This window comes from Hymenobacter piscis, assembly GCF_018760735.1.
Taxonomy (GTDB): domain Bacteria; phylum Bacteroidota; class Bacteroidia; order Cytophagales; family Hymenobacteraceae; genus Hymenobacter; species Hymenobacter piscis.
In genome coordinates, this window is record NZ_JAHHZN010000003.1 from 92,015 (window position 1) to 115,781 (window position 23,767).

Sequence of the window (23,767 nt, forward strand, 5' to 3'; positions counted from 1 at the left end):
TAAAGATTTTAGCGGAGGGGGATGACCAGAGAAACCCCTCCGACAGCCAATATACGCGGGTTTTTTTTTGCACAACACTTGCATCAGGTTAAATCTTGTCCCTACCTTTGCACCACCAAAACAGGGCGGGGTAGCTCAGTTGGTTAGAGCACAGGATTCATAACCCTGAGGTCACGAGTTCAACTCTCGTCCCCGCTACTTGCAAAAACGGCCTTTCCATTGCGGAAAGGCCGTTTTTTTGTGCGTTTTGCTTTTATCACGGTTTTATCACAACACCATGTACGAGCCTGAGTACACGCCCCGGCTGTTCGATGCGGGTGGGGACATGTCCAAGCGGTGGTATATCGATTATCGAATTGATTGAACTGCTAATACACCTATTGCTTTAACTCAAATGTCCACACTCGTCCACCGGCGGGCTGAGCTTTGCCGACTGGCAAAACCGGTCAGCCTGTATCCGGCTCCGGTAGATACCGCTCGCACGGCCCCAGCTCTGCGCCTTGCGCCCGGCGACACGGTAAACATCGTAGGTGACTATGCCGACCAATGGATCGTCGTTACGCGCCTGGAAAACCAGCGTTTGAGCACCTACTATGTACCACAGTTGGCTCTGATCGGATCCTTTATAGTCAAGCGCGCCAAAAGGCGCGAGTCGTCTGGCTCATCCAACTAGCTACCTGACCATGCCCTTCCAGCGCCAAGAAACCACCTACTACTTTCCCCGGTAGCATGCCCTCATCCCTCCGCCGAGATTACCTTATCGCCTCCCGCCTGTATTTCGTGCTCCTGGTACTTTACCAGCTGCCGGCACTTTATCTCTTCCTGCCTGAGCCTATCGGCCCAGCTCGGCATGCCAGTGCCCCGCTTGGGGAGATACTCGGGCCTGCGCTGCTTACCACCGTATTGCTGTTGGCCATGTGCATTGGCCTCGGCCTGGGCATCCGCGCCGGCAAGACGTGGGCTAAAATCGTTTACGCCCTGCTGCTGGCCTACGCAGTCTACGTTTTCGGCAGCGCCCTCCCCTTTTTCCCCCAGCGCAGCGCTTGGACTGTGACCAGGGAAGTTTTTGCGCTGGTTATGATGCTGGGCGTGGGTTTCTGCCTCTTCCGGCAGCAGTTCACGCGCCGCTCGGCTCCCGCTGAAGCGGATATGGCAGCCAGTGAACATACTCCGTCGAACTGATATGGCCGTTACCATTCCCGCCAACGACCGCAAGGCAGTCTGGTGTATTATCGTCAGCTTCGGCATTGTTCTGCTGGCGAATGCGCTTTACTCGACTCCTTCCATCGGCCTCCGGTTCTCCGTTGGCACCTTGATCGGCCTGCTTCTAATGGGGACACCCGTTGCCCTAGTGCTCTGGGCCGTTTGGCGGGGACAGTACTGGGCCAAAGTGCTGGTTATCCTGGTCACACTCTATGGGTTCACCAGACCTCTCTTCCACGTTACTGAGTTGCAGCTGCCCAACTACACGCCCCGTTTCGCGCTGCTCATGCTTTCCCTAATCCCACGTATCGCCTCTACGATCCTCCTCACCCGCGACCTGCTGCGCCGGCCGGTGGCCGGAGAGGCGGGAAGTCATCCTATTTCCTAATCCCAGGACGTACCGAAGCTACCGTATGGCCTAATTATTGCGCCTCTCTGCTGCATTAGTGTCCCTTCCGCTATTCCCTCTTCTATGTTCCGCCGTTTATCACTGCTGCTGCTGCTGCTCACGTCGGCAGCCACTCCGGCCGCCCTGGCCCAGTCTTCCCCCCCCAGCGCAACGCCCGCCGCGGCAGCTCCCGCCCAGTACGGTGTTGCCCAAATCGTAACTTTCCCCAGCCTCGGGTGTAAGCTGGCCTTTCAGGACGGCGTGACCCCTAATCTGCTGCTTAGGTGGTATGAGGAAAACGGGAAGGATAAGCGCTTCGCCGATCTGGCGGCCGCCCTTAACTTTCTGGCGGCCCAGGGCTGGGAAATCACGCCTTATGGAGGATCGAGCGACCGTTACCTCCTCAAACGCCGAGCCCAGTAACCGGCACCCGCTGTTTATGGTTGTGTTTTGGTTCGTCCCTGACCTGTTTCGGCCCACAGGTTTTATCATTCCGGGTCGCAAGTGTAAAAAGGGTCGGTTTTGGTCTCAAAAACGTCACCATTTTATCATAAATGTGCCTGAAACCTGCATCGTAGCGCCGAAAAAAACTACCTCTACGCGCTGCAAACGCGGTTTCGTTCGTCTGGCAACCAATTCAACTCTCGTCCCCGCTACTTGCAAAAACGGCCTTTCCATTGCGGAGAGGCCGTTTTTTTGTGCGTTTTGCTTTTATCACCGCCTCCATCAGCATCGGCGGATGACCACACGGCTTCTTTCACTAGCAGACTGTCTGCCTCTTCGGAGGTCTTGTGCAGACTTGCCTGCCTCTGTTTAGCAGCCGATTACCTCTTTCAGCCCTTATTGCATTTGCCAGGGCAATATTCTATATTCCATAGTTCTGATTCCGCTAACCACACACCTATGCAGTTTTCTACAACTAGTGAGCAGTTCAGCAACCTGCTGAACGCCACCCGCGTGCCTGACCTTCACGAGGACGAACTGGCCGGCATGGAGACAACCGTTCGGAATACACTCGACCAACTTCACAGCTACCGGCTGGCGGCGGCCTCCCCGGCGCAGATCCAGGAATATTTCCGACTACTGGAAGCCTTTTCCCACAACTTGGCTTTGCTGCTGCCGGTCCAGCGGCAGATGCTGATTCGTCAGGGACTGCACTTGCTCCGCGATATTTCCCACGGCCCTGCTACCGCGTAGCGGGCAACGCCGGATGCTCCACCCAGTGTGTCTCTCCCCAACGCGCCGCTTTCTTACAACGACGGTGCGTCCCTGTCCGGGGCCGGCTGGCACACTGGCTTTCCGGCATGCCCCGAAGGCTCGCTTTGTGAAAGTGTCACCTAACCGACGACTATCGTTCGTTAGTCTAAATAACTTGACCATTGACCGAGAGTTTGGCTTCTTGTTCGTTATGCGTCAGGAATTCATAAACTCATTCGGCGATACTTTCCTCACCGCCGAGTTCGACCAACAAAACCACTGGATTTACAACGACTGGCGAGGCTTGCTGACGACCGATAACGTCGTACAAGGCTCCCTGGGAGTCCTGCACGTGTTGCAGCAAACGCACTGCCCCTACATTCTCAACGATAACCGCACCGTGCTGGGCTCCTGGAAACAGGCCAACGACTGGATTGAGCACACCTGGATGCCGCAGGCCCTGGCAGCGGGCCTGCGCTACCACGCGCACATAGTGGCCCCCGGCGTCTTCGGTCAGGCTTCGGCCGAGGATATGCACCTGCGCGTGGGCTCCCACTTTCAGATGCGCCTGTTTGAAGGGCTGGAAGAAGCGGAAGCGTGGTTACGGGAAATGCAGACGCTTGAGCAGCAAACCCATCTCTAGCCCCCGCGCCCAGGTTCCCGGGTACAAACGGATCAGAGCCGCCTTTCCCCCGAGAAAAGCGGCTCTGATCCGTTTGTACCCGTCAGAACCAAATTTAAAGATGAGGTCTGCCTGGCCTTTACTCAGGACGTCGGTTTTAACTCCTCGACCGGCCTGCTATTTGTTGCATTGCTGCCTTGCCCAACCAGTAGCAGCAACGCGGGTAACTGCTGCGGGCTCCGGTAACCGATCAGCCGTAATGCAAAACCGCGCCTGATCCGGAACGGACCAAGCGCGGTTAGCGGTAGCAGGCTTAGGCAGCCGACTACTTGATTTTCTCCACGATGCCTTTGAAAGCTTCGGGGTGGTTCAGGGCGAGGTCGGCCAGCACCTTGCGGTTGAGCTCGATACCAGCCTTCTTGAGGCCACCCATGAACTGGGAGTACGACAGACCATGCTCGCGGGCCCCAGCGTTGATACGCTGAATCCAGAGGGCGCGGAATTCGCGCTTCTTTACTTTCCGGTCGCGGTAAGCGTAGAGCAGACCTTTCTCAACCGCGTTTTTGGCAACGGTCCAAACGTTTTTGCGACGGCCATAGTAGCCCTTCGCCAAACGCATAATCTTTTTCCGACGGTGGCGCGAGGCCGCGTGGTTGACACTTCTTGGCATAACCTGTTTGTTTTTGGCGGCCGGCGGCGGACTTACTGCCGCAGCTTGGGTTCCTACCGGACGCCCGGTTTTTTTGGGAAATTAAAAATTAAAAGCTGAGAGTTAAAAATTATCGATGCCGACTCAATACGTCGCATCCTTAACTTTTAACTTTTAACTTTTAATTAGAGATTAAGCATGTCCTTCACGCGGTTCATGTCGGCCGAGCTAACCAGCGTCACATGCGTCAGATTACGCTTCTGCTTGGTGGTTTTCTTGGTCAAGATGTGGCTCTTGTAGGCGTGCTTACGCTTGATTTTGCCCGTGCCGGTCAGCGAGAAACGCTTCTTGGCGCCGGACTTGGTCTTCATTTTCGGCATTGTGGTGATAATGAAAGGGTGAAAAATGCGGCGGTCGGCTGCCTAGGGCCGGTGCGCCAGCTCAAAAAAGTCGGAGCAAAAACCCCAGACAGTGCGTTATTCAGCGGCTTCGTTGGCCGATTTGACCTTCTTACCCTCTTTCTCCTTAGCAACTGCTTCATCAGTTCCTTTGGCTTTGTCGGCGGGTTTCGCCTTGTCAGCCTCTTTGGGAGCTGCGGGAGCCGCCTTTTTGGGCGGAGCAATTACTTTGGGGGCCAGGTACAGGAACATACGCTTGCCTTCCAGCTTGGGCAGCTGCTCCACTTTACCAAGGTCCTCGAGGGCCTGAGCAAACTTGAGCAGCAGGATTTCACCCCGCTCCTTAAAGACGATGCTCCGGCCTACGAAATGCACGTAAGCCTTGATTTTAGCACCTTCCTTCAGGAATTCCTGAGCGTGCTTGAGTTTAAAGGCAAAGTCGTGGTCGTCGGTGTTGGGTCCGAAACGGATTTCCTTGATGACAACCTTGGTTTGCTTGGCCTTCAGCTCGCGGGTTTTCTTCTTCTGCTCGTACTTGAATTTCGAGTAGTCGATGACCCGGCACACGGGCGGAGTAGCGGTGGGGGAAATTTCCACCAGGTCCAGGTTCTGATCCTGCGCCATGCGCCGGGCCTGATCGGTGGGGTAAATGCCCTGCTCCACGTTGTCGCCAACGAGACGGACTTCACGGGCCGTAATCTTGTGATTGATTTTGAACGGCTCCTCGACCTGGGCGCGAGGGATATAGCGGCGGTTGGGGGTAGCTATGGCGGTTTCTCCTTAAGGTGAAAGTCGATTTTGACTAGGGCTACTACCACACGAACGGGTTCGAATGGGTTCACTCAGCGGGCAAATATCCGCCATTTTTTCCAAACCCTCAACAAATACTATATAAAAAACCGCCCCGGCAGCCACACAACCCCAATTTCAACCTCGCAAAACAGGGCCTTTCCCCGTCGCAGCCCGCCCCAAACGCGGGGCCGCTGAACCGGGAAAGGCCCTGCTGGCAAGGCTCCTTTTATGGCTGGCCGACTATTCGGCTTTGCCGTCCATGAGGGCCGTCACCTTGGCCTGGAAGTCCTGGATGAAGGCATCAATGGGCATGGCGCCCACGTCGCCTTCGCCGTGGCGGCGCACCGAGACGATGCCTTCGGCCTGCTCCTTCTCGCCCACGATGAGCATGTAAGGCACTTTTGACACCTCGGCGTCGCGGATTTTGCGGCCGATTTTCTCGTCGCGGTGGTCCACGGTGCCGCGCAGCTCGGCGCCCACCAGCTGGTCGTAGACCTGCTGGGCGTAGTCGTGGTACTTCTCCGAAATGGGCAGCACGGCAAACTGCTCGGGCGAGAGCCAGAGCGGGAAGTTGCCGCCGCAGTGCTCAATGAGTACGGCCACGAACCGCTCCAGCGAGCCGAACGGGGCCCGGTGAATCATGACGGGGCGCTGGCGGGAGTTGTCGGGGGCCACGTACTCCAGGTCGAAACGTTCGGGCAGGTTGTAATCCACCTGAATGGTACCGAGCTGCCACTTGCGGCCGATGGCGTCGCGCACCATGAAGTCGAGCTTGGGACCGTAGAAGGCGGCCTCGCCCAGCTCCGTGACCGTGCGCAGCCCCTTCTCGGCGGCGGCTTCCTGAATGGCGCTTTCGGCCAAGGCCCAGTTCTCGTCGGAGCCGATGTACTTGGTCTTGTTCTCGGGGTCGCGCAGGGAAATCTGGGCCGTGTAATCCTCAAAACCCAGGGCCTTGAACACGTAGAGAACCAGATCAATGACCTTGGTGAACTCCTCCTTTACTTGATCCGGCCGGCAGAAGATGTGGGCGTCGTCCTGGGTGAAGCCGCGCACCCGCGTCAGGCCGTGCAGCTCCCCGCTCTGCTCGTAGCGGTACACCGTGCCGAACTCGGCCAGGCGCACCGGCAGGTCGCGGTACGAGCGGGGCTTGGTCTTATAGATTTCGCAGTGGTGGGGGCAGTTCATGGGCTTGAGGAAGAACTCCTCGCCCGGGTTCGGCGTCTTGATGGGCTGGAACGAATCAGCCCCGTACTTCTCGTAGTGGCCGCTGGTCACGTAGAGTTCCTTGGAACCGATGTGGGGCGTTACCACGGGCTGGTAGCCGGCCTTCATCTGGGCGCGGCGCAGGAACTGCTCCAGCTTTTCGCGCAGCATGGTGCCCTTGGGCAGCCACAATGGCAGCCCCGCTCCTACTTTCTCCGAAAACGCGAACAGCTCGAGCTCCTTGCCCAGCTTGCGGTGGTCGCGGCGCTTGGCTTCTTCGAGGCGCTCGAGGTACTCAGAGAGTTCCTTGGCTTTGGGGAAGGTGATGCCGTAGATGCGCGTGAGCTGCTTGTTCTTCTCGTCGCCGCGCCAGTAGGCGCCGGCCACGTTGAGCAGCTTCACGGCCTTGATGTTGGCTGTATCGGGCAGGTGGGGTCCGCGGCAGAGGTCCACAAAGCTGCCCTGCTGGTAGAACGTGATGGAGCCGTCTTCGAGGCGCTCCAGCAGGTCCAGCTTGTAGGGGTCGGCCTTCTCCGTGAAGTAAGCCACGGCGTCGGCCTTGCTGACTTCGCGGCGCTCGAATTTGCTTTTCTGGCGGGCCAGCTCCAGCATTTTCTTCTCGATTTCCGGGAAGTCCTCGCTGGAAATGGTGCGGCCTTCGCCCAGGTCGATGTCGTAGTAGAAGCCGTTCTCGATGGCCGGCCCGATACCCAGCTTCACGCCGGGGTACAGGGCTTCGAGGGCTTCGGCCAGCACGTGGGCCGAGGAGTGCCAGAAGGCCATCTTGCCGTCGTCGTCGTTCCAGGTCAGAATGGCCACGTGGGCATCCTGTTCGAGGGGGCGGTGCAGGTCGCGTACTTCGCCGTTAACGCGCACGCCCACGGCATTGCGGGCCAAGCCTTCGCTGATGGCGGCGGCTACGTCGTAGCCCGTGGCGCCATCTACAAACTGGCGCACCGAACCGTCGGGGAGGGTGATGTTAAGCATACTATAAGAGGGGGCTAGTGGCTATACAAACAGCCGTGAAGCCGCAAGTTACGGAAATGGTGAAATGGTGAGGTGGTGAAATGGTGAGTTTGATGTTCAGTTGGTCATGATTGCGCCGCTTGCGCAAATGGGGCCACTGAACGTCAGACTCACTATTTCACCACCTCACTATCTCACCTCAAAGCCCCGGCTTGTGCAACACTAGCGGCTCGATGGCCTCCACCGGGGCCGGGCGTGGGGCTTCGTTCACGATAATTCCGCGGGCGCGGTTGCCCACCTTCCAGACCTTATAACTCCAGTGGCGGTTACCGGGGTTTTCCTGGGCCAACAGGCGGTACTGGTCGGCGGCTTCGGCCCAGCGGCCCAGGTTTTCCAGGCTTTCGGCCAGCATGGAGCGGCCATCGAGCAGGCGCGGCGAGCGGCGCAAAGCCCGCTGGAGATGGGGCACCACGTCGGCGTAGCGGCGGCTTTTGAAGGCGGCCAAGCCCAGGCGGTAGTCAGCACGGTAGAAGGTGGTGTCCAGTTGCACGGTGCGGGCGTACACGCTGGCGGCGCTGTCGGGCTGGTTCTGGAGCTCAAACTGGCGGCCGTAATCGTACCAGAGCGGGCCGTAGGTGGGGTCGAGCTTCAGGCCCCGGGCCGCGTACAGGGCCGCTTTATCGGGCTGACCGTAGGCATTGGAGAGAAAGGCCAGCTGGTGCAGAATTTCCGGCTGCCGCGGGTCGCGGGCCAGACTGGCACGCAGGTAGTCGAGGGCCTGCACGGTATCCCGGAGGCCGATGTAGGCCACGCCCTTGTAGAACAGGGCCGCCGCCAAGTCGGGCTCCTGCTGGAGGGCGCGGTCGAGCTGATCCACGGCATCCTGGTAGCGGCGGGCGGCCAGATGCATCTCCCCCACCATCAGGTTGAGCGTGGGCGAGGCAAAACCGCGGCGGGCCGCCTCGTTGGTGGCCGCCAAAGCCGATTCCAAATACCCCTGGGCGCGCAGAGCGCGGGCCTTGGTGTAGTAGAATTCACCGGGAGTGTCGTCGAGCTCCAGAGCCTGGTTGATGTCGCGCAGACCTGCCTCCACCTGGCCCGCATCGAGGCGGAAAGCGGCCCGGCGGGCATAGAGCGAGGCATTACCGGGTTGGCGCCGGATGGCGCCGTCCAGTTCTTCGGCCTGAATACGGGGGCCGCTTTCCACCGTTTGCAGGTTGATCATGGTGTCGGGCCGTTCCTCCGGCGCGTCGGCGCAGGCCGGGGCGAGAACGGCCGTCAGCAGCACAGCAAACCGGGAAAAGCGAACAACAGGCACTGTCAGGCAGAAATGGTTTCGACAAAGATACAGCCGCCGGCTTACCGCCGCAGAGGTCAGAGCTTTTTCAGATGGCGCTGCACTTGCCGGCGCTGGCGGCGGTTGAGCTGCTCCAGCATCAGTCGGCAGCGGCGGCTGATAACCAGCTCGTCGGCCGTGACGGGCGGCAGTTCCACGGCGGCCTGGAGCACGTCCGTAGCGCGGGACTGCTGGCTACGGTTGAGGTGGACACGGGCCAGGTCGTAGGCATACTCGATGCGGGTAGAATCGAGCTGGTGGGCTGTGCGCAGAGCTTCAATGGCCAGCAATGTACTGCCGCCCACCGGCACGCCGCCCAGAAACAGCCGGCTGTAGAGGCGCTCCACCAGGCTGTAGTGGTCGACGCGGTAGTGCCAGCGCCCCAGCAGCTGCCAGGCTTCGGCCCACTCGGGACGCAGCTCGGTGGCCCGGTACACGTGGGGGCGCATTTCGCGGTAGGCCAGCAGACGGCCCCGCAACGGCAGCAGCGGGGCCTGGGTAGCCAGGGTCAGGGCCTGGGCGTAGTGTCCCTCGGCCCCGTTGGGTTTTACCACCAGGGCGCGGTTGGCGTAAAGGCGGGCGGCGCTGAAGTAGGCGGCTTTGCGGGTCTCGTCGGTGTAGCGGTTGCCGATGCGCACGCTGAGCACGGCCGCCGACCACAGGGCCTCATAGGTCGCGGGAGCTTTGGCCAGCGCCTGCTCGTAGAGGCCCAGGGCCTGCGACTCGTGGTAATCGGCCTGAAGTTTCCGGGCTTGCGCCAGCAGGCGGGCTAGAGCCGGATCGGGCGCGGCGGGAGCCAACTTGCCGGCCGGCCGGCCGGGCCGGGCCGGCGGCTGAGCCGAAGCCGCCCCGGCCGTCAGCCCCCACAGTGCCAGCCCCCACAGCCAAACCAGCGGGCGAAACGGTAGGCGCACAGACAGAAACACAGACACGAACAACGAGCAACAACAGGTCAGCGAAAGACACCCCCCAGGACGCAACGTTGTCTAGGAGTGAAATAACGAGGTGGTGAAACGCTAAGTTGCTGTTTGAACGGGCCAATTTGCGCCATCGGCGCCAACCGGGTTCCGGAGCCGCAACTCACCATTGCTCCACCTTGCCACTTCACCTTGAGCCGCTAGAACAGCTTGAGCTGCGACTTGGGGGTTTTGAGCACGGCCTGGGCCTGGGCCACGTCGGCGGCGGAGATGTCCACCGGACCGGTCTGGTCGGGCAGGGGCTCGTGGGGCACGGGCGAAGTGGCAGCCGCGGCGCGCGGAATGGTGGCGGGCCCCACCTTCTTCTTGGCCACCTTGCGCTCGGGCTCGGGGCCTTCGTCGGTGAGCAAAGCGGCGGAATGGACCTTGAAGTAATTCAGCTTGTTGCCCATGGCCTTCCAGCCCTTCACGTCGATGAACTCGGTGAGGCGGAGTTTCTCGGATTCCTTGTCGGCCTTCTTGTCGCGCTGGATTTTCAGGTCCACTTCCGGCTCGGGGTGGGCGGTGGCCAGCAGCAGCTTGGTACCCTTGGTTTCGGGCAGGAAGGCGAAACGCTTGGCCACGGTGCTGGTTTCGATGCGGAAGCGCTTCACGTAGTGGGTTTTCGACTCGCCTTCGAGGTAGAGCGCGCTCAGCACCGTCTGGGCATCGAACTTGCGCAGCACCAGCAGGTTGGGCACCACGAAATCAATGGCCGGATCGGGCGCGGTCAGCTCGTAGGTGCCGTCCTTGTACACGGCCAGCACGGTGTCGTCGGTGTCGAAGGTGCCCAGGTAGCGGCCGTGGCCGTCGGCGTTGAGGCGGCCCACCACGCTGTCGAAGAACATTTCCCGGCCGCCCAGGGTCGAGTCGCCGAGAGCCTTCTGGGTGATTTTCTTGATGGGCTGCTTGGTGACGATGTTACCCATCGAGCCCTTGCCCTTGATGGCCAGCTCGGCGAAGTCGAAATCGAACTGCTTGACCCGGGCCGGGGCTTTGTCGTGGAGCTGGATGCCCACAATTTCCGACTCCGAGTTAGGGTTGGCCGTCAGGTAGAGCGTTTTGGTGCCCTTGGTGCCCTTGGTCAGGTCGTAGACTTTGTCGCGGGTGATGCTCGTGACCAGGAAGCGCTTGGCAAAGCTGATGCCCGAGGCCCCGTCCTGGTAAATCATGTTGTACACCAGCCGGTCGTCGTTCTTGTTGTAGACGCCAGCGTGCAGAATGTCCTTGCCCACGAAGGTTTTTTCGGCGATGCGCGTGACCATGAACGTGCCGTCGCGGCGGATGGCGATGATGTCGTCGAGGTCGGAGCAATCCGTCACGGCCACGGCTTTTTCGTCCTTTTTGAGGCCGTAGCCCACGAAACCGTCGGCGTAGTTCACGTAGAGCTTTTGGTTGGCCACGGCCACTTTCTGGGCCGTTACCACGGCAAACGTGCGCAGCTGGGTGCGCCGCTCCCGGCCCGCGCCGTACTTCTTGAGCAGGCCCTCAAAGTAGTTAATGGCATAGCGGGTGAGGTGGGCCAGCTGGTCGGCCACTTCGGTCAGCTCCGTTTCCAGGCGCTGGATGTGCTCGTCGGCCTTGAAGCCGTCGAACTTGCTGATGCGCTTGATGCGGATTTCAGTCAGGCGGGTGAGGTCTTCCTCCGTAATGGGGCGGGCCAGCACAATGCGCGCGTCGTTGGCTTTCTCCTTCTCCCCGGCCACCCGCGTGAATTTCTTCAGGCCGGCTTCAATGGTTTGCAGAATATCGGCCCAGGTTTCGCACTCCTCAATTTTGCGGTAGATGCGGTTTTCGATAAAAATCTTTTCCAGCGAAGCCGAATGCCACTTTTCGCGCAGCTCGTCCTGGCGGATTTCCAGCTCCCGCTCCAGCAGGCGCACCGTTTTCTGGGTGCTCAGGCGCAGCATGTCCTCCACGGCCACGAAGCGCGGCTTGTCCTCAATGATGACGCAGGTGTTGGGCGAGATGCTGATTTCGCAATCGGTGAAGGCGTAGAGCGCGTCCATGGTCAGGTCGGGACTCACGCCGGCGGGCAGGTGCACCTGCACTTCCACCTCGGCGGCCGTGTTATCGACCACCTTGCGGATTTTGATTTTGTTGGCTTCCGAGGCCTTCACGATACTTTCCATGAGCGCCGTGGTGGTGGTGCCGTAGGGAATGTCGCGAATCACGAGCATGGTCTTATCGACCTTCTCAATGGTGGCCCGCAGCCGGATTTTGCCCCCCCGCTGCCCGCTTTGGTAGTTGCTCACGTCGGCCAGACCGCCGGTCGAGAAATCGGGGAAGAGCTGGATGTCCTTGCCCCGGAGCACGGCAATGCTGGCCTGGCACAACTCGCGGAAGTTGTGGGGCATGATCTTGGTGCTCAGGCCCACGGCAATGCCTTCCACGCCCTGGGCCAGCAGCAGCGGGAACTTCACGGGCAGCGTGGTGGGCTCGCGCTTGCGGCCGTCGTAGCTCATCTGCCACTCCGTGATGTCGGGGTTGAAGACCACGTCGAGGGCGAACTTGCTCAGGCGGGCCTCAATGTAGCGGGGCGCGGCCGCCCCGTCGCCGGTCCGGATGTCGCCCCAGTTGCCCTGGGTTTCAATCAGCAAATCCTTCTGGCCCAGGTTCACCATGGCGTCGCCGATGCTGGCGTCGCCGTGGGGGTGGTACTGCATGGTCTGCCCGATGACGTTGGCCACCTTGTTGAAGCGGCCGTCGTCCATTTCCTTCATAGCGTGCAGAATGCGGCGCTGCACGGGTTTGAGGCCGTCCTCGATGGCGGGCACGGCGCGCTCCAGAATCACGTAGGAGGCGTAGTCCAGAAACCAGTTCTGGTACATGCCGCGCACGGTGGCCACGTCGTGAATCGTTTCGCCGGGGGCGAATTTGGCTTCCTCCTCTTCCTGCTCCTCGGCTTCGGCCGCGAGGGGCTCGGGCTCGGTAATGGCTTCCACGTCGGCGCCGGATTCGGCCAGCACGTCGTCAAATTCGGTGGGTTCGGCCGCGGGAGCGGCGGCCACGTCCCCGAACTCCACGGAGTCGCCGGCCGCGTATCGGTCGGGCTGGAAATCGGGGTTCAGGTCCTGGGGAGTCGTTTCTTCTGACACAGTTGGGGGTGGCATCGGCCACGGTTATTGTTCTTGTACCACTCTTCGCCCGGACCCGGCCCGGACGAAGGAACGCAAAAAAGGCGGGCGGCGCGCCTAGGCCAGATCCTCCTCCGGCACCTCGGCCACGGGCAGCACGTCGGAGGTAATAAGGTCTTTTTCGAGGCGCAGGTTGTCGATAATGAATTCCTGGCGGGCGGGCGTGTTCTTGCCCATGTAGTAGGTCAGAATCTGCTGCACCGAACGCTCGGCCTGTAGAATCACGGGCTCGAGCTTGATGTTCTCGCCGATGAACTTGCCGAACTCGTCGGGGCTGATTTCGCCCAGGCCCTTGAAGCGGGTGACTTCGGGGTTGCGGCCGAGCTGGCGCATGGCCTGCTGCTTTTCCTGCTCGTTGTAGCAGTAGATGGTCGATTTCTTGTTGCGCACCCGAAACAGCGGCGTTTCCAGGATGTACACGTGCCCGTTGCGCACCAGGTCGGGGAAGAATTGCAAGAAGAAGGTGAGCAGCAGCAGGCGGATGTGCATGCCGTCCACGTCGGCGTCGGTGGCAATCACCACGCGGTTGTAGCGCAGGTTCTCGATGCCCTCCTCGATGTTGAGCGCGTGCTGGAGCAGGTTGAGCTCCTCGTTCTCGTACACGATTTTCTTCTTCAGCCCGAAGCAGTTCAGGGGCTTGCCGCGCAGGCTGAACACGGCCTCCGTTTCCACGTTGCGGCTCTTGGTGATGGAGCCCGAGGCCGAGTCGCCTTCGGTGATGAAGAGCGTGGTCTGGGCCTCGGCCTCCTGCTTGCCCTCGCCGAAGTGGAAGCGGCAGTCGCGGAGCTTGCGGTTGTGCAGGTTGGCTTTTTTGGCCCGCTGGTTGGCCAGCTTCTTCACCCCGGCCATGTCCTTGCGCTCCCGCTCGCTCTGCTCGATGCGCTTTTTGAGGGCATCGGCGATGGCGGGGTTCTTGTGCAGGAAGTTGTCGAGGTGCTCCTTAACAAAGTCGACGATGAAATTGCGCACCGTGGGGCCGTCGGGGCCCATGTTGAGGGAGCCAAGCTTGGTTTTGGTCTGCGACTCGAACACAGGCTCCTGCACCCGCACCGAAATGGCCCCGATGACGGAGGCGCGCACATCGGAGGCGTCGTAGTCCTTTTTATAGAACTCGCGCACCGTTTTCACGATGGCCTCGCGGAAGGCGGCCAGGTGGGTGCCGCCCTGGGTGGTATACTGCCCGTTCACGAAGCTGTAGTATTCCTCGCCGTAGTCGTTGCCGTGGGTGAGGGCCAGCTCAATATCCTCGCCTTTGAGGTGAATGATATCGTAACGCAGGCTCTCCCGATCGGCTTTGCGCTCCAGCAGGTCTTTCAGGCCGTTCTCGGAAAAGTACTTCTGGCCGTTGAAGTTGATGGTCAGGCCGGCATTCAGGTAAACGTAGTTCCAGATCTGATTTTCGAGGTACTCCGGGATGAAGCGGTAGTTCTTGAAAATCGAGTCGTCGGGCTGAAACGTCATCAGCGTGCCGTTGCGCTGGCTGGTTTTCTGGGGCTTGGGGTCACTGGTGAGCAGGCCCTGGGAAAACTCCGCCGATTTCATCAGCCCGTCGCGTACGCTCTGGACCAGAAAGTAATTGCTGAGGGCGTTAACCGCTTTGGTACCGACCCCGTTTAAGCCCACAGACTTCTGAAAGACTTTGCTGTCGTACTTGCCGCCCGTGTTAATCTTGCTCACCACGTCCACCACCTTGCCCAGCGGAATGCCGCGGCCATAGTCGCGCACCTGCACGCGCTGGTCGGAAATCTTGATTTCGATGGTGCGGCCGTGGCCCATTACGTGCTCGTCGATGGAGTTGTCGATGACTTCCTTCACCAGCACGTAGATGCCGTCGTCGTAGGCCGAGCCGTCGCCGAGCTTGCCAATGTACATGCCCGGTCGCAGCCGGATATGCTCACGCCAGTCGAGGGAGCGGATGCTGTCTTCGGTGTAGCCGTGGGTAGCGACGGATATCTGTTCTTCAGCCATCAGAGAATGCGGAGTTCAAAAAAGTGAGGTAAAATAACGCAGAAAAACGCCCGTTTCCGCGCACTCATTTCGCTAGTAAAGTTAGTAAATTCTCCTTTCTCCTGCCAGCTCCCCTCCCATTTCGGCCTGCTTTGTTCGTTCATTGCGTTCACCACCCGCCTTTTCTATTGCCTCACCTCTCCCAAATTTTTTAGCAAAATGTTTCCCCCAGCCTCCCAACATCACCTGCCTCCCTCAGGGCACACGCCCAAGCCGGTCATCCGCCAGACGCCCATTATCCAGTTTGCTTTTTTCATGCTGGGGGCCGTGCTGCTGATCTTCACCCTGCACGAGCTCGATGATGTGCTGCTGCCCCTGCTGTTTGCGGCCGTGTTCACGCTGCTGCTGCTGCCTATCTGCCGCTGGCTGGAAAGCCGCAACGTGCCCCGCATTCTGGCCATCATCCTGTGCCTGCTGCTGCTGACGGCCATTTTTGCCGGTATTATCGTGGCCTTTGGCTCCCAGCTTACCCAGTTCCAGAGTGAGCTGCCCAAGCTGCAGGTGAAGATGATGGAGTTTTTCACCCAGACTCAGGAATGGGCCCACCTCAAGTTCGGCTACCAGCCCATGAGCATAGACGACCTGAAGGAAACGACCATGAAGACGCTCAAGAAATCGGGCGGCTCCTACCTGGGCACCACGCTAACCACCACCACCCTGGCGTTGAGCAATCTGGCCCAGGTGCTCATCTACATCTTCTGTCTGCTGCTCTACCGCGACCACCTGCGCCAGTTCATGTTCCGCTTCGTGGACCCCGACAAGCGCACGGCCGTGCTCGCCACCGTAGACAACATCCAGACGGTGGTGCAGGCCTACATTTCGGGGTTGCTGAAGGTGATTGTGATTGTAGCCATCCTCAACGGCATCGGGCTGCTGATTCTGGACGTGAAGTTCGCCATCTTCTTCGCCATTTTCGCGTCGGTGCTGGCCGTGATTCCCTACATCGGCATTATGATCGGTGCTACGGTGCCCGCCATTATCACGCTGGTAGAAACCGGCTCGCCCCTGCAGGCCGCCCTCGTGATTGGGGTATTCGTGCTGGTGCAGTTCCTGGAGGGCAACTTCATTACCCCCCTGATTACCGGCTCCCAGGTGAGCATCAACCCGCTGGCTGCCATTCTGGCCCTGATTCTGGGCAATGAGCTCTGGGGCACGCCGGGCATGATTCTGAGCATTCCGCTGATGGCCGTAATCAAGGTGGTGCTCGATGCCAACCAGGTAACCGAGCCTTGGGGCTTCCTGCTGGGCGATACGGCCGAGGGCGACGACTCAACCAAGCCCGAAAACAAGGAGCCCGGCGTGTTCCTGCGGTTCTGGAACCGCCTGCGGGGCCGCGAGGCGTAAGCCCATGGCCCGCTGCTACGCCACCCGAGCCCGCCCATCCGGCGGGCTCTTTTTTGGGCGGGTACGGCGGGGGCAGAATATGTAAAGCGGAAAAGCGGCGGCCCGCAACCTTCCGGTCCGGTATCTTTGTTACCAATCTGCTTAGCCAACTGCGGCGGGCCGTATCATCTCACGCAAGCTATCAGCCAACCGCTACTAGCCAACAGCTCCGGAACGCATTTGTACGCCATCATCGACCTTGAAACCACCGGGGGCCAGCCCGCTCAGGACCGCATCACCGAAATTGCCATCTACATCCACGATGGCGAAAAGGTGGTGGACGAGTTCAGCTCCCTGATCAATCCCGGCCGGGCCATCCCGTTCTTCATCACCCAGCTCACCGGCATTACCGATGACATGGTGCGCGAGGCCCCGCGCTTTCACGAGGTGGCCCGCAAGGTGGTGGAAATGACCGAGGGCTGCGTGTTCGTGGCCCACAACGTGCGCTTCGACTACTCGTTTCTGAAAAAGGAGTTTGCCGACCTGGGCTACAACTACTCGCGCAAAACCCTGTGTACGGTGCGTCTGAGCCGCTCCCTGATGCCGGGCCAGCCCAGCTACAGCCTGGGCAAGCTTTGCCAGAACATCGGCATTGAGCTCAACGGCCGCCACCGCGCCGCCGGCGACGCGGCCGCCACGGCCGTACTCTTCGGCCGGTTGCTGGCCATCAGCCAGCAGCAGGAAGCGCCGGCGGCGGCCCGGGGCCTGAGCCCGGCCGACACCCTGGCCGTGGTAGATGCCAACGCCCCCGCCGGGCGCAAACCTGCGGCCGCCGCCGCCGCGACCTCCACGACGGGCAAGCAGCCCTCGCCCCGCAAAATTAAAGCGGTGCAGGAGGCCATCAAAACGGCCCTGCTGCCGCCCAACATCAGCCCCGAGCAGGTGGCGGCCCTCCCCCACGAGGCCGGCGTGTACTACTTCCACGACCAGGCCGGGGAGGTAATTTACGTGGGCAAGAGCATCAACATCTACAAGCGGATTCAGCAGCACTTCGCCGTCGATTACAAGTCGCGCAAGAGCCTGGAGTTCAAAAACTCCATCTCCGACATCACCTGGGAGCTGACCGGCTCCGAGCTGGTGGCCCTGCTCTACGAGTCGCACGAAATCAAGCGCCTCAAGCCCCTCTACAACCGCGCCCAGCGCCGCTCCGTGTTTCCGGCCGGCATTTTCCTGCGCACCGACGAAAACGGCTACAAGCACCTCTACTACGGCCGCGCCGACGACCACGCCGAGTCGCACCCGCTCATTGCCCTGGGCAACCAGTACAAGGCCAAGGGCTTCCTGTTTCACAAGGTGGCCAAGTTCAACCTCTGCCAGAAGCTCTGCGACCTGTACAAAACCCAGGGTGCCTGCTTCGATTACCAGGTGCACCGCTGCAAAGGGGCTTGTTTGGGCCTGGAGCCGGCCGAGGAGTACAACCAGCGGGTAGAAGCCGCCATCGAGTCGTTCACCTACGAGCACGGCTCGTTTGTGGTGATTGGCGAGGGCCGGCGGGCCGATGAGAAAAGCCTGGTGGTGGTGGAAAACGGCCGCTACCTGGGCTTCGGCTACGTGGATGAGAGCTTTTCGGCCCGGCGCTTCGCCGATTTCCGGGACGCCATCAAACGCTTCCACGACAATAAGGACGTGCAGCAGATCATCCGCCAGTACCTGCGCACCAAGCACAAGGACAAGGTGAAGGTGTTCCAGTAGCGCCGCCCGCTCCCGTTCGGGCCTAAGCCGGGTTGCCGGCCCGGGGCAGTTGCTGCTGTTGCAGCCAGTGCACGGCCCGCGTTTCGTCGTTGAAGCGCTGCATCCGGTAGGTTTGGGCGGGGGCCTGTTCGGCCTGCTGAAAAGCGGGTTGGGCGTCGGTCAGGGCCTGATACGTGGGCGACAGGAGCTGACTCATAAATACGGGCTGGCCCAGCGCCACGTGCAGACGCGGGAAAAACTCGTGTAGTCCCCAGTGCGTTGTTTCGGCGTCGGCGGGTTGGCGGCGGCGCCCGTCGAGCAGCCAGTACGGGCACTGGCACGCCTGCCCGGCTTCCACAATCAGCTGGTAGCCCTGCCGCGTTTCGCTGCCCGATACCGGCCGCAACCAACGCGCCACGATAAAATTCAGATCGGAGCGGTAGGACAGGTCGAGGTAATCGGGGGTGGCAAAGGCGCGCATGGAGTTCAGCCAAAACGCAAAGATAGAACACAACCGGCCTGTTACCGTCGCGGGCACTCGGCTGCACGCACTTTTAGTTGCTGATTTCGGCCCAATTAGCCCCTGGCGAAACCGTTCGGGCAGACTGCCGTATCTTTGCCCTCCCGAGCCGCTCACTGGCTCCTCCTACATGACCACCGACTCCCCTTACCTTTCCGTAACCTTCCGCCCCGATTTGTCCCTGCTTATCGTGCGCTGGCTGCGCGATATTTCGCAGGTTGAACTCCAGGCTGGTTACGCCGAAGTGCTGACCGTAGCAACTGAGCACCAGGCCAGCCGCTGGCTGGTGGATTCCCGCCGCCGCACCCAGTCCGATGAGCAGATGGTGACCTGGCTGACGCAACACTACCTGCCCAGCCTCAGCCCCCGGCTGCAGGATCAGCCCGTCTATTTAGCGTGCCTAGTAGCGGCCACCTGGCAGCCGGCTACCGCCGGCACCACGCCTCTGGCCGTGCTGGCCCAGGCCCCCGCCCAAACCAGCCACCGCTACCAGATTCAGCTCTTCTCCGATGAGGGAGCCGCTACGCACTGGCTCCAGGAATTCAACTAGCGCCCTTCACACCGGCACCAGAGCGCCAGGGACGGCGGGCAAGCACCCGGCTGGTTTCTGCCCGGCCATCGGGCGAACAGGCCCTCGGTTTGCCCTTGCGCAAGCTGGCTCAATAGAGCCGATGGCGCAGCAACCAGCCAGCCGCGTCAAATTCCTGCGCTTTGGGCTCGTACGCTTCCGTCCTGAACTTGCCGATGCGCAGCGTGTTGCCGTCGGCGTTGTCGTAGATGGTGAGGCGGCTGCCGGGCCGCTTGGCGGGGGCGGGCGTGGCTTCAATCCGGTCTTCGCCGGCTCCGTCGTAGATGCCGATTTCGATTTTAGCCGTGGGCTCGCCCCGGATTTCAAACGTGTCGTTACCGCCCAGCCCGAACAGCTTGAGGGAGCGGGTTTCGGCGCTGGTATAGGTACGCTGGTGCAGTAGCGCGGTCCCGGTGGGCAATAGCCGGAACACCTGCACCCGCACCGCGTCTGGCCCGGCGGGCTCCACCACGAAGCGTTCGGCCTCGTCGGAGCCGGGCAACTCGATGTCGCGGGCCAGCAGGGTGTAGAACTTATCGGCTACGGCGGGCAACTGCTCGCGGCGGGCCCGCAGCTTGCGGGTGAAATCGGCCTGGCTTACTTCCCGGACTTCTGCGGGCCACACGGCCAGAGCCCGGGTAATGGCCGCGTCGGAGAGGGAGTTGCGCAGGGAGTCGGCCACCTGGCGGAAATCCTCCCGGGTCAGGTAGGGCAGCAGCGACTTATCCATGGGCCGGGCGGCGCGGTTGAGGCCCTCCACGTCGGCGAGGCGGATTTTCTCGTGGAAGCTCTGGTAATTTGACTTAATCCAGCCAATCATGTGGGTCAGCAAGCCGTCATCAAACTTGAAGAAGGCGTGGTCCCGGTCGCGCGGAATGGCCTGGTAGGTAGTGCCGCCGCCGGCCGCCGGGAAGCTGGCCCAGCGCCACTGGTCCTCGCGCCGGCTCCAGTCGCCGAGCCACATATCGAAGAGGCGGTTGCGCAGGTACTGGCGGGCATCCACCTGGTAGCGGGTACTGGCCAGCAGGTTGGTAAATACCTTGCGGGAGCTTTCCACCTGCCGGGAGTTGCCGAAGCTGGCCACCCGGCTCTGGTCGCCTTCGGGGCGCTCCTCAAACAAATAGAGCGCGTAGCCGAAACCCTCCCGGAACTCGCCCAGGGCCGGATCATCGGCCACGTACACGAGGCGGGGATTGGTATGGTAGAGGCCCGCGGCCTCGGCCAGCGGAGCCACAATGTAGGCTCCGTAGGGATGGATAACACTGGTTTGGTCCTTCATCACCCGGCCCAGGGCCCCGTCCTGCAGGTTCTCGGGCAAGGCCCGGGTAGCGTCCTTATCAACGGAGCGCAGCACGTACTGCACGCCGTTACGGTCCACCAGGCGCAGGTTTTTGGTCTGAAAAGAGCCGCCTTCCTTGAGGGGCGTCAGCCCCCCGGGCACGGCCGTACGCAGGTTGAAGACGGGCACCGTGACGGGCAGGCTCCAGAGCTCCCGGTAGTGCGTCCCCCAAAAAAACCGGTGGATGGCGCCCCGGTCGTACTGGGGGCCGGCGGCCACCCGCACGGTGGAATCGGGACTGATGGCAGGCCGACGGTCGGGCGGGGTAGGTTGGGCCGGCGCGGAGCAGGAAATCAGCAGCAAACCACTGCCGAACACCGTTCCAAGCCAGGACGCAGAAAAGGACAATAACACGAAGAAGCGGGTAACAGGCGGAACAAGCAGGCCGGTCCCGGACGGGGCGGCCTGCCTTATAGCGCAAAGCCGGCCCCGGCGGTTGTGTGCGCCCTGGTATTGACTTTTCCGGCGAACTTGCGTTGAAGGAAACCACGTCGCGCTTTTTCGCTCTGCATGAACCCACGCTACTTCTTCCCCCTGCTCCTGCTGACGGCCGCTTCCTGCGGCCGGGACACCTTCTTCCAGCCCGATGCCCGGGTCAATTTTTCCAGCCCCCTGCCCGCCGCCGCCGACAGTGCCCGCGTCACGGCCGGCCGCCATTACCGCCGGGGTCCGGGCGGCCGCCTGCTACTAGGGCCCCACTACCGCCGGGCCTGGGCCGCCCCCGTCAGCCTGCCCGTACTCAAGCCTGCCTCCGTAGTGCCGGGCGGCCTTACTTTCGCCAAAATGGGCGGCGGCTTCCAGACCATCAGCATGACCATGGTGGACTCCGCCGGGCATAGCTACGCCGTACGCAGCATCGATAAGGACCCGTACAAGACCCTACCGAAGTTTCTGCGCCAGGGTTTTGTGCTGGCCACCGTGCGCGACGCCACGGCCGCCGCCATGCCCTACGGCGCCTTTGTGGTGCCCCCGCTGACCACGGCGGCCGGGGTACCCCACACTTCCCCGCGGGCCTATTACGTGCGCGCCGATGAAACGGGCCTGGGCGAGGCGTCTGAGCAGTTCCGGGGCAAAGTGGTGCTGCTCGAACGCAAATACGAAGGCAAGCAGAACATCGACGGGCCCGTGGCCGGCGCTACGGCCCTGGAAGAAACCGACGACGTGCTGCCCGACCGCTACGCCAACCAGCGCCACCAGCTCGATGCAGACGCTTACCTGCGCGCCCGCCTGCTCGACCTCTGGCTCGGCGACTGGGACCGGCACGAGGGCCAGTGGAGCTGGGCGGCCTACCCCCAACCCGACCACCGCCTGCTCTGGAAACCCATTCCCCAGGACCGGGACCAGGTTTTTTTTCGCTTCGATGATGGCGTGGCCTCCTGGGTGGTGAGCAAGCTGGTCAGCAAGTTCCGCACCTTCGGGCCCCACTACCAAAGCATCGAGGGCTACACCCGCAACGCCTCCTTCATCGACCAGCGGGCCTTGGCCGCCGTGCCCCGCGCCACGTACCTGGCCACCGCCCAGGACCTGCAGCAGCGCCTCACCGACGCCGTGATTGAAGTGGCCGTGCGCCAGGGCCTGCCCCCGGAAGTGTACCAGCTGGAAGGCGCCCGCATGATAGAAAGCCTCAAGGCCCGCCGCGCCGCGCTGCCCCGGGCCGCCGAGGAGTTCTACCAGCTGAAATCGAAAGAAGTGCTGGTAGCCGGCACCGACGAGGCCGAGCGCTTCGAAGTAGAACGCCTCAACGACACGACGACGGTAGTGTCGGTGTACTCGTTGGAAGACGACAAGGTCGGGCGCAACGGAACGCTGCTCTACCGCCGCCGTTTTAACCCCCGGGACACCCGCCGGGTGCTCCTGCACGGCCTGAAGGGCAAGGATGAGTTCCTGGTTTCGGGTCAGGTGCGCCGCTCCCCGTTTATCGACATCTACGGCGGCCCCGACGAAGACCTGATCCAGGATTCCTCCCGGGTAACCGGCCTGCGCAAGCGCACCCGCTTTTTCGACACGGCCCGCAACAACGACTTCCGCCCCGGCCCCGAAACCAAGGACAAAACTGCCCACAACGTCCTCTCCCACGCCTTCGACCGCGACGGCTCGGGGCGGTAACGGTGAGATGGTGAAATAGTGAGGTGGTGAGGTTGGTGTTCAAAGGCCCTGTTGGCGCAAATGGCGCAGTCAGGGCCTTTAAACATCAACCTCACCACCTCACTATTTCACCATCTCACTATTTTACTGCTTCCAGCTCCGCCAGCATATCGAGCACCATGTGTTCGGTGGGGGTCAGCAGGTCGTTTTCGGCGGGGTCGGCGTCGTGGCGGCGCAGGTAGTCGATGAGCTTGTTGGAATTGAAAAGCTCGATGACCTGGGGATGAATGTAGTATTTGGAGCACACGCTGGGGGTGTTGCCCAGGTTCTCGGCCACGTCCTTGATGGCCCGTTTCAGGGTTTTAGGGCGCGGAAACTCCGGCTCTTCTTCCAGAATCCGCTCCAGGCACTCCACCATTTTCACGGTGCCGCCCCAGGTGCGGAAGTCCTTGGCCGAGAGCTTCATACCCGTAACGCGGTGCAGGTACTCGTTCACGTCGCCCGACTCCAGCTCCTGGCGGTGGCCGTCGGGGGCGTAGTACTGAAACAGGTGCTGGCCCGGGATTTCCTTGCACTTCTGCACCATGCGGGCCAGCTTCCGGTCATGAATCGTGAGGTCGTGGGGCACGCCCTTCTTGCCCACGAAGCTAAAGCGCACGTCGGCTCCGCTCACGTTCACGTGCTTGTCGCGCAGGGTGGTCAGGCCGTAGGTCTTGTTTTTCTTGGCGTATTCCTTGTTGCCGACGCGAATGAACGACTGGTCCATGAGCGTGAGCACCAGGGCTACCACCTTGGTTTTATCGAGTTGCGGGCGGGCCAGGTCGCGGTGGAGCTGGTCGCGCAAACCGGCCAGCTGCTCGCCAAACGCCCGCAGGCGGCTGAACTTGGTCAGGGCCCGGGCCTGGTCCCAGGCCGGGTGGTAAAGATATTGCTTGCGGCCCTTGGCGTCGCGGCCGGTCACCTGCAGATGGGTGTTGGCCGCGGGCGAAATCCACACGTCGGTCCAGGCCGGCGGAATGCCGAAGCTGCCGATGCGGGTGAGTGTTTTCTCGTCCGTGACCAGTTCGCCCTTGGGAGTGCGGTAGCGCAACTTGCCGGCGCGGGTGGTTTCGCGGGTCAGGCCGGGCCTGGTATCGGTGAGGTAGCGCAGGCCGGCCAGCTCGGCCTGGCGGGCGGGGTCTTTGTACAGCTCGTGGGCCTCCGAAAGGGGCAGTAGGCGCTTTTTCTTGGTTTTGGGGCGGAGGGTAGCGGCGGAAACCATAGGTCAGGAAAGGGGCAGAAAGGAGCCGCGGGCCGGAGCGGACGGGCGGGCTTAGCTCTACGCAGAAAGCCGCCGAAAGGTGGCCG

General features: G+C 61.5%; 19 protein-coding genes, 1 tRNA gene and 1 pseudogene. 10 read left to right on the forward strand and 11 right to left on the reverse strand.

Annotated features, from left to right (window positions below):
- Positions 1-124 precede the first annotated feature (124 nt).
- The 6 genes from KLP40_RS04270 to KLP40_RS04295 all read left to right on the forward strand — a co-directional run bounded on the left by KLP40_RS04270 (position 125) and on the right by KLP40_RS04295 (position 3,431).
- Positions 125-198 (forward strand) — tRNA-Met (locus KLP40_RS04270).
- Between the two features lie 531 nt (positions 199-729).
- Positions 730-1,182, forward strand: coding sequence for a hypothetical protein (locus tag KLP40_RS04275; protein ID WP_215592437.1), 453 nt, complete (start codon positions 730-732; stop codon positions 1,180-1,182).
- Between the two features lies 1 nt (position 1,183).
- A complete protein-coding gene (locus KLP40_RS04280) occupies positions 1,184-1,591 on the forward strand; it encodes a hypothetical protein (RefSeq protein WP_215592440.1) in 408 nt (135 codons plus the stop codon).
- An 84-nt stretch (positions 1,592-1,675) separates the two neighbouring features.
- Positions 1,676-2,014: a hypothetical protein gene (locus tag KLP40_RS04285; RefSeq protein WP_215592441.1), complete on the forward strand. Its 339-nt coding sequence runs from the start codon at positions 1,676-1,678 to the stop codon at positions 2,012-2,014.
- A 480-nt stretch (positions 2,015-2,494) separates the two neighbouring features.
- Positions 2,495-2,788 carry a hypothetical protein gene (locus tag KLP40_RS04290; RefSeq protein ID WP_215592442.1) on the forward strand — a complete coding sequence of 98 codons (294 nt, stop codon included), beginning with the start codon at positions 2,495-2,497 and terminating at the stop codon, positions 2,786-2,788.
- A 211-nt stretch (positions 2,789-2,999) separates the two neighbouring features.
- On the forward strand, positions 3,000-3,431 hold the full coding sequence (locus KLP40_RS04295) for a hypothetical protein (RefSeq protein ID WP_215592443.1): 432 nt from the start codon (positions 3,000-3,002) through the stop codon (positions 3,429-3,431).
- A 304-nt stretch (positions 3,432-3,735) separates the two neighbouring features.
- Here the strand turns inward: KLP40_RS04295 and rplT are convergent, their stop codons facing one another.
- The 8 genes and pseudogenes from rplT to KLP40_RS04335 form a co-directional block, all read right to left on the reverse strand.
- On the reverse strand, positions 3,736-4,080 hold the full coding sequence (gene rplT / locus KLP40_RS04300) for a 50S ribosomal protein L20 (protein ID WP_119654080.1): 345 nt from the start codon (positions 4,078-4,080) through the stop codon (positions 3,736-3,738).
- Between the two features lie 164 nt (positions 4,081-4,244).
- Complete coding sequence (gene rpmI / locus KLP40_RS04305; protein WP_215592444.1) at positions 4,245-4,439, reverse strand: 50S ribosomal protein L35; 195 nt, start codon at positions 4,437-4,439, stop codon at positions 4,245-4,247.
- 228 nt (positions 4,440-4,667) lie between these two features.
- Positions 4,668-5,225: pseudogene (gene infC, locus KLP40_RS04310) on the reverse strand (translation initiation factor IF-3); the annotation flags it as partial.
- 264 nt (positions 5,226-5,489) lie between these two features.
- Positions 5,490-7,439, reverse strand: a complete 1,950-nt coding sequence (gene thrS / locus KLP40_RS04315) for a threonine--tRNA ligase (RefSeq protein ID WP_215592446.1) — start codon at positions 7,437-7,439, stop codon at positions 5,490-5,492.
- Between the two features lie 178 nt (positions 7,440-7,617).
- Positions 7,618-8,736 carry a tetratricopeptide repeat protein gene (locus KLP40_RS21515; protein WP_215592448.1) on the reverse strand — a complete coding sequence of 373 codons (1,119 nt, stop codon included), beginning with the start codon at positions 8,734-8,736 and terminating at the stop codon, positions 7,618-7,620.
- Between the two features lie 56 nt (positions 8,737-8,792).
- The gene (locus KLP40_RS04325; protein ID WP_215592450.1) at positions 8,793-9,668 is read right to left on the reverse strand and encodes a tetratricopeptide repeat protein; all 876 of its coding nucleotides are present in this window, start codon (positions 9,666-9,668) and stop codon (positions 8,793-8,795) included.
- A gap of 203 nt (positions 9,669-9,871) precedes the next feature.
- Complete coding sequence (locus tag KLP40_RS04330) at positions 9,872-12,655, reverse strand: DNA gyrase/topoisomerase IV subunit A (protein WP_394369985.1); 2,784 nt, start codon at positions 12,653-12,655, stop codon at positions 9,872-9,874.
- Between the two features lie 249 nt (positions 12,656-12,904).
- Complete coding sequence (locus KLP40_RS04335) at positions 12,905-14,815, reverse strand: DNA topoisomerase IV subunit B (RefSeq protein WP_215592452.1); 1,911 nt, start codon at positions 14,813-14,815, stop codon at positions 12,905-12,907.
- Positions 14,816-15,013: 198 nt separating this feature from the next.
- Between KLP40_RS04335 and KLP40_RS04340 the strand changes: the two genes are divergently transcribed.
- Entirely contained in the window at positions 15,014-16,198 is a 1,185-nt protein-coding gene (locus tag KLP40_RS04340; RefSeq protein ID WP_215592454.1) for an AI-2E family transporter, read from the forward strand.
- 219 nt (positions 16,199-16,417) lie between these two features.
- Positions 16,418-17,929: an exonuclease domain-containing protein gene (locus KLP40_RS04345; protein WP_215592455.1), complete on the forward strand. Its 1,512-nt coding sequence runs from the start codon at positions 16,418-16,420 to the stop codon at positions 17,927-17,929.
- A 22-nt stretch (positions 17,930-17,951) separates the two neighbouring features.
- On the opposite strand, the gene KLP40_RS04350 is transcribed toward KLP40_RS04345, so the two are convergent.
- Positions 17,952-18,389 (reverse strand): hypothetical protein, encoded by a 438-nt coding sequence (locus tag KLP40_RS04350; protein ID WP_215592456.1) that lies wholly within the window; start codon positions 18,387-18,389, stop codon positions 17,952-17,954.
- Between the two features lie 169 nt (positions 18,390-18,558).
- Between KLP40_RS04350 and KLP40_RS04355 the strand changes: the two genes are divergently transcribed.
- A complete protein-coding gene (locus tag KLP40_RS04355; protein WP_215592457.1) occupies positions 18,559-18,978 on the forward strand; it encodes a hypothetical protein in 420 nt (139 codons plus the stop codon).
- 109 nt (positions 18,979-19,087) lie between these two features.
- Here KLP40_RS04355 and KLP40_RS04360 read toward each other — a convergent pair whose 3' ends face one another.
- Positions 19,088-20,683, reverse strand: coding sequence for a hypothetical protein (locus KLP40_RS04360; RefSeq protein ID WP_215592460.1), 1,596 nt, complete (start codon positions 20,681-20,683; stop codon positions 19,088-19,090).
- A 162-nt stretch (positions 20,684-20,845) separates the two neighbouring features.
- Here KLP40_RS04360 and KLP40_RS04365 point away from each other — a divergent pair, with 162 nt between their 5' ends.
- Positions 20,846-22,441 (forward strand): hypothetical protein, encoded by a 1,596-nt coding sequence (locus KLP40_RS04365; RefSeq protein WP_215592464.1) that lies wholly within the window; start codon positions 20,846-20,848, stop codon positions 22,439-22,441.
- A 118-nt stretch (positions 22,442-22,559) separates the two neighbouring features.
- On the opposite strand, the gene KLP40_RS04370 is transcribed toward KLP40_RS04365, so the two are convergent.
- Complete coding sequence (locus KLP40_RS04370) at positions 22,560-23,681, reverse strand: DNA topoisomerase IB (RefSeq protein WP_215592465.1); 1,122 nt, start codon at positions 23,679-23,681, stop codon at positions 22,560-22,562.
- Positions 23,682-23,767: the final 86 nt, after the last annotated feature.

Bases quoted from the DNA above. Each gene is read 5' to 3' on its own strand.
- KLP40_RS04285 (WP_215592441.1), top strand. From the start codon at position 1,676: ATGTTCCGCCGTTTATCACTGCTGCTGCTGCTGCTCACGTCGGCAGCC.
- KLP40_RS04350 (WP_215592456.1), bottom strand. From the start codon at position 18,389: ATGCGCGCCTTTGCCACCCCCGATTACCTCGACCTGTCCTACCGCTCC.
- KLP40_RS04355 (WP_215592457.1), top strand. From the start codon at position 18,559: ATGACCACCGACTCCCCTTACCTTTCCGTAACCTTCCGCCCCGATTTG.
- rpmI (WP_215592444.1), bottom strand. From the start codon at position 4,439: ATGCCGAAAATGAAGACCAAGTCCGGCGCCAAGAAGCGTTTCTCGCTG.
- KLP40_RS04275 (WP_215592437.1), top strand. From the start codon at position 730: ATGCCCTCATCCCTCCGCCGAGATTACCTTATCGCCTCCCGCCTGTAT.
- KLP40_RS04295 (WP_215592443.1), top strand. From the start codon at position 3,000: ATGCGTCAGGAATTCATAAACTCATTCGGCGATACTTTCCTCACCGCC.
- KLP40_RS04335 (WP_215592452.1), bottom strand. From the start codon at position 14,815: ATGGCTGAAGAACAGATATCCGTCGCTACCCACGGCTACACCGAAGAC.
- rplT (WP_119654080.1), bottom strand. From the start codon at position 4,080: ATGCCAAGAAGTGTCAACCACGCGGCCTCGCGCCACCGTCGGAAAAAG.
- KLP40_RS04370 (WP_215592465.1), bottom strand. From the start codon at position 23,681: ATGGTTTCCGCCGCTACCCTCCGCCCCAAAACCAAGAAAAAGCGCCTA.
- KLP40_RS04340 (WP_215592454.1), top strand. From the start codon at position 15,014: ATGTTTCCCCCAGCCTCCCAACATCACCTGCCTCCCTCAGGGCACACG.
- KLP40_RS04290 (WP_215592442.1), top strand. From the start codon at position 2,495: ATGCAGTTTTCTACAACTAGTGAGCAGTTCAGCAACCTGCTGAACGCC.
- KLP40_RS04365 (WP_215592464.1), top strand. From the start codon at position 20,846: ATGAACCCACGCTACTTCTTCCCCCTGCTCCTGCTGACGGCCGCTTCC.
- thrS (WP_215592446.1), bottom strand. From the start codon at position 7,439: ATGCTTAACATCACCCTCCCCGACGGTTCGGTGCGCCAGTTTGTAGAT.
- KLP40_RS04280 (WP_215592440.1), top strand. From the start codon at position 1,184: ATGGCCGTTACCATTCCCGCCAACGACCGCAAGGCAGTCTGGTGTATT.